The organism is Piscirickettsia salmonis LF-89 = ATCC VR-1361 (assembly GCF_000297215.2).
In the GTDB taxonomy this organism is placed as follows: domain Bacteria; phylum Pseudomonadota; class Gammaproteobacteria; order Piscirickettsiales; family Piscirickettsiaceae; genus Piscirickettsia; species Piscirickettsia salmonis.
This window is the reverse complement of record NZ_AMFF02000116.1, coordinates 1-3711: the sequence shown is the minus strand read 5'-3', so window position 1 is coordinate 3711 and position 3711 is coordinate 1. Positions and strand designations below refer to the sequence as shown.

At 34.1% G+C, this 3711-nt stretch carries 3 protein-coding genes; all 3 read right to left on the bottom strand.

The window, feature by feature from the left end; genetic code table 11:
• Positions 1 to 47: 47 nt before the first annotated feature.
• Genes C200_RS11225 through C200_RS11215 form a run of 3 tightly spaced genes read right to left on the bottom strand, consistent with a single transcriptional unit; the run spans position 48 to position 2456 of the window.
• Positions 48 to 311, bottom strand: a complete 264-nt coding sequence (locus tag C200_RS11225; RefSeq protein ID WP_016211791.1) for a hypothetical protein — start codon at positions 309 to 311, stop codon at positions 48 to 50.
• Positions 312 to 336: 25 nt separating this feature from the next.
• Positions 337 to 1764 (bottom strand): dihydrolipoyl dehydrogenase family protein, encoded by a 1428-nt coding sequence (locus tag C200_RS11220; protein WP_016211793.1) that lies wholly within the window; start codon positions 1762 to 1764, stop codon positions 337 to 339.
• The gene (locus C200_RS11215; protein ID WP_016211790.1) at positions 1761 to 2456 is read right to left on the bottom strand and encodes a TVP38/TMEM64 family protein; all 696 of its coding nucleotides are present in this window, start codon (positions 2454 to 2456) and stop codon (positions 1761 to 1763) included. Before C200_RS11215 ends, C200_RS11220 begins: the two co-directional genes overlap by 4 nt.
• Positions 2457 to 3711: the final 1255 nt, after the last annotated feature.

The window sequence follows — 3711 nt, the reverse complement described above, 5'->3', positions numbered from 1 at the left end:
GCATCATTGGATGTGCAAAATACCTACCGAGGTAGCGACGCTTACGGTCAAGTAATGAAGTCAATGTCAGAAACTATTCGTTGAGTGCTATAATATAATAAATAAATCAAGGCAGAGTGATTATTATATTGAGATAGACAATATTTAATATAGTCTTGTGTATTGTTAATATCTAGGGTTTGATCAACCCATGGCAAGAACTCTCTTAATTCGCTACGATATTGATCAATTAAAGAAAATAACTCTATAGCATGATTGATAGTAGGAAGAGTAAGCTGTATTTTATTATTAACCATTAATTGTTTTTTCATAAGTAATAAATTTTCCCTGTTTTAATTAGTAGCGATTTAATTTCATTAAAAATTTAACAATGAATTTCATTTTATTAGAAAATAGTTTAGGAGTATAAAAGCTAGCGGCTGCATATTTATTGGCCTCTCCTAGTGTTGGATAAGGGTGAACTAGCCCTGCAATGTGCTTTATATTTAAGTTATTATTAATTGCCAGTAGCCAAGGTGTGAGCAGGTCACTGGCATGTGGATGGACAATCCCTGCACCTAAAATTTTACCTTTATTGTTCACAATTACTTTAGTTAAGCCCGTTGTTTGCCGATCAGTGATTGCTCGGTCATTACGCGTAAATGGCCAATTTAAACATTGAATTTTATCACTGCTATATTGTTCTTTTGCTTGCTGTTCCGTAAGGCCTATATAGCCGATCTCAGGTAATGTATAGGTGATTCTTGGAATAAGTGCTGTTGCTTTGGCTGGTAAGTGAAATAAAATATTACGAATAACGATGCCAGCATGGTAGTTTGCAGTATGAGTGAATTGCTCTTTGCCAATGACATCGCCAATCGCATAGATTTTTTTATTAGTTGTGCGTAGTCTATTATCTACGGTAATGCCTTTATCTGTATAATAAATGTCAGCAGCAGATAAGTTAAGGGCGTTTAAGGTAGGTGTTCTACCGGTTGCAATCAATAAATGTGATGCTTGAATTGGCTGGTTTTCTGTGTTGATTAATATACTATTATTGCTTTCATAAGTAATATTCTTGATGTTTGTTTTTTCTAGAATTTCTAGCTGGTTTTTATTTTTTAAGTCATTACGGACAATACCAACAAGTTTCTGATCTTCTTTTGGTAATATATAAGAGCGCGCAATCAATGTGACTTTTACACCAAGATATGCGTAAGCACAGGCAATTTCTAAGCCAATCGGCCCACCGCCAATAACAGCGAGATGATCTGGTGCATGAGTGAGGTTAAATATCGTTTCATTGGTAAAGTATGGAGTAGATTCTAGTCCTGGAATATTTGGAATACTTGCTTTTGAACCGCTAGCAATGATAAAACGTCGGGCCTGAATTGTAATGTTACCCACTTGTAATAATTTTGGACTGGTAAATTGCGCTGTGCCTAAAACAACATTAACTCCTAAACTTTCAAAGCGCTCGATGGAGTCATGAGGGGCAATATGGCTAATTCTCTCATGGATATGATCATGAAGTGCTTGATGATCAATGGTAAAATTTGGAACTCGAATACCAAATGCTGCGCTATCACTTACTAACTTAATATGCTTTGCAGTAGCTATAAGGGCTTTAGAAGGGACACAGCCGTAGTTTAGACAATCCCCACCCATTTTGTCTTGCTCTATTAATGTTACCTGAGCACCCATTTGCACAGCGGCAGAAGCAACACTTAAGCCGCCTGAGCCGGCTCCAATAATACATAGGTCTGTTTTATGAGTTTGACTCATGATTTATTTTGCCTGTGTTTAATTTCTCTATAAAAAATTGGTAAAAGCGCTAGAATAGCAAGGCCAATGAGAGGAATTAAGATTTTGGGTTGAAAAATAATGCTAAGATTGGGTGTTTTGCCTAGGGAAAGTAAATGCTCTAAGCCATTACCTAAAGAGACATAGACGAAAGAGCCTGGAATTATTCCTAAAAGTGTTGCAAGAATATAAGGCTGTAAGGGCATTTTGAGTAAAGCCGGTGCAATATTTAATAGCCAAAAGGGGAAAATAGGAATGAGGCGTAAGGTGAGTAAGTAGTTGAAGTTGTTTTTTTGAAAGCCTGCTTCTAATTGCTTGATACGTGGGCCTGCTTTAGTATGAAGTAACTCACCAAATGATGTACGTACGGCTAAAAATAATAAGCTTGCACCAATTGTTGCGCTGATAACGACGCATACAGTTCCGAGGATTGAACCAAATAATAAGCCTGCGGTGATTGTCAGCAATGTTGCACCTGGAATAGATAAAGTAACACTTATAATATAGAGTAAACAAAACATAAGTATGGCAAGTATAAGGTGGTTGTGCGTGAACTGTTGAAGAAATTGATTGTGCTCTTGTAACGTGCTAAAGCTTAAGTATTTTTGTAAGCCAAGGCTAAAGAAAATAATAATTGTGACTATTATAATAAATAAAGGAATAAAGCGTTTCATAAAGTCTCCTTATTATGAGTAACATATCACTTTTCTATTGATAAATACTATCTATCTTGAGTAGTTTATTATTTAAGTAGCGCTTTAACTTTTGCTTATGATGGTTTAATGGCAGTATAGCTAGGTAATTAACCTGTATGTTTTTGTTGGTGAGTTTGCTTTCTCAAGTCTTATTATATTTCATTTTAACTATGAAATAGATGCACCATATTGAGTTAAACGTAACTAAGCTAGCAAAGATGATATAGCTCGCCATTTGCCATAAAGGTGTATATATATAGTAATAATCATACATTAATCCAGGTATATAAGAAATAATACTCAATACTGAAAAGATCGCTGCATAAATTCCTATTTTGGCATTTTTAAATGAAATAGCGATTACTGTTAAAATTGAAGCAGTGATGACGGTTAGATCTAAAGCAATGTAGCCTATTTGTGCAGATAATTTAATAGCATCTATATTGAGCAAATTAGTGATTAGCCACATCAGGTATGATGAGCAGATAAAAGATTGTAGAGATAAAAAATATAGTCTCTTCACACCTAAGCTTTAGAATTTAAGATTAGCCCGATATTACCAATGTTGTTGATAATAACAAATATTGAGAATATAGCATAGAAAATGTCGCTAAAGGGAGTATTTTTGATGATAAAATTATCATATAGCACAGTGCTTATAAAACAAATGCTACAGCTAACTAGAAAAATAATAGTGATATGCTGAAGTATGGTGCATCTTGAAAAAATAGCGATAATGCTTAAAAAGGTCGTTATTATAATTGCTGTGTAACTAGCAATAAAGAGTATGCGCTCTGTAGAGTCAATGCTATATAAATTTAAGCAGTGTATTGTTATTAAATAAGAAAATAAACAAAAAATAGAAATTTGTGACGTTAAGAATATTAATAGACGCACTTTAATTATCCTTGTTAATAAAAGGTAGTTATTAGCATAATTATTGATAATTTTATATTTTAATTATTTTTATATTTTTATATCTCCATCCATTATCTGAAGTGCAATGCCTAGTACAAAGTTCATATCCATACAGATAAGCTCTCTAGTAGCTGTTGCACTTCATGTCACGGGGGGCAGTTCTTATCATTTAGATTTAAGAGCGTGGGTGGTTTGTGTAGTTGAACAAGGAATGAAGAAAAGAACTGATAAGATTGGCAGAGGCACTTTGTATAATTGACTACAGTTAGAAGCGAAGCAAGGATACCTTAATTCAAAATTATAGCGCTCGATCAAC

Excerpts from the sequence above, each read along its gene's own strand:
- C200_RS11215 (WP_016211790.1), bottom strand. The coding sequence starts at position 2,456 with ATGAAACGCTTTATTCCTTTATTTATTATAATAGTCACAATTATTATT.
- C200_RS11225 (WP_016211791.1), bottom strand. The coding sequence starts at position 311 with ATGAAAAAACAATTAATGGTTAATAATAAAATACAGCTTACTCTTCCT.
- C200_RS11220 (WP_016211793.1), bottom strand. The coding sequence starts at position 1,764 with ATGAGTCAAACTCATAAAACAGACCTATGTATTATTGGAGCCGGCTCA.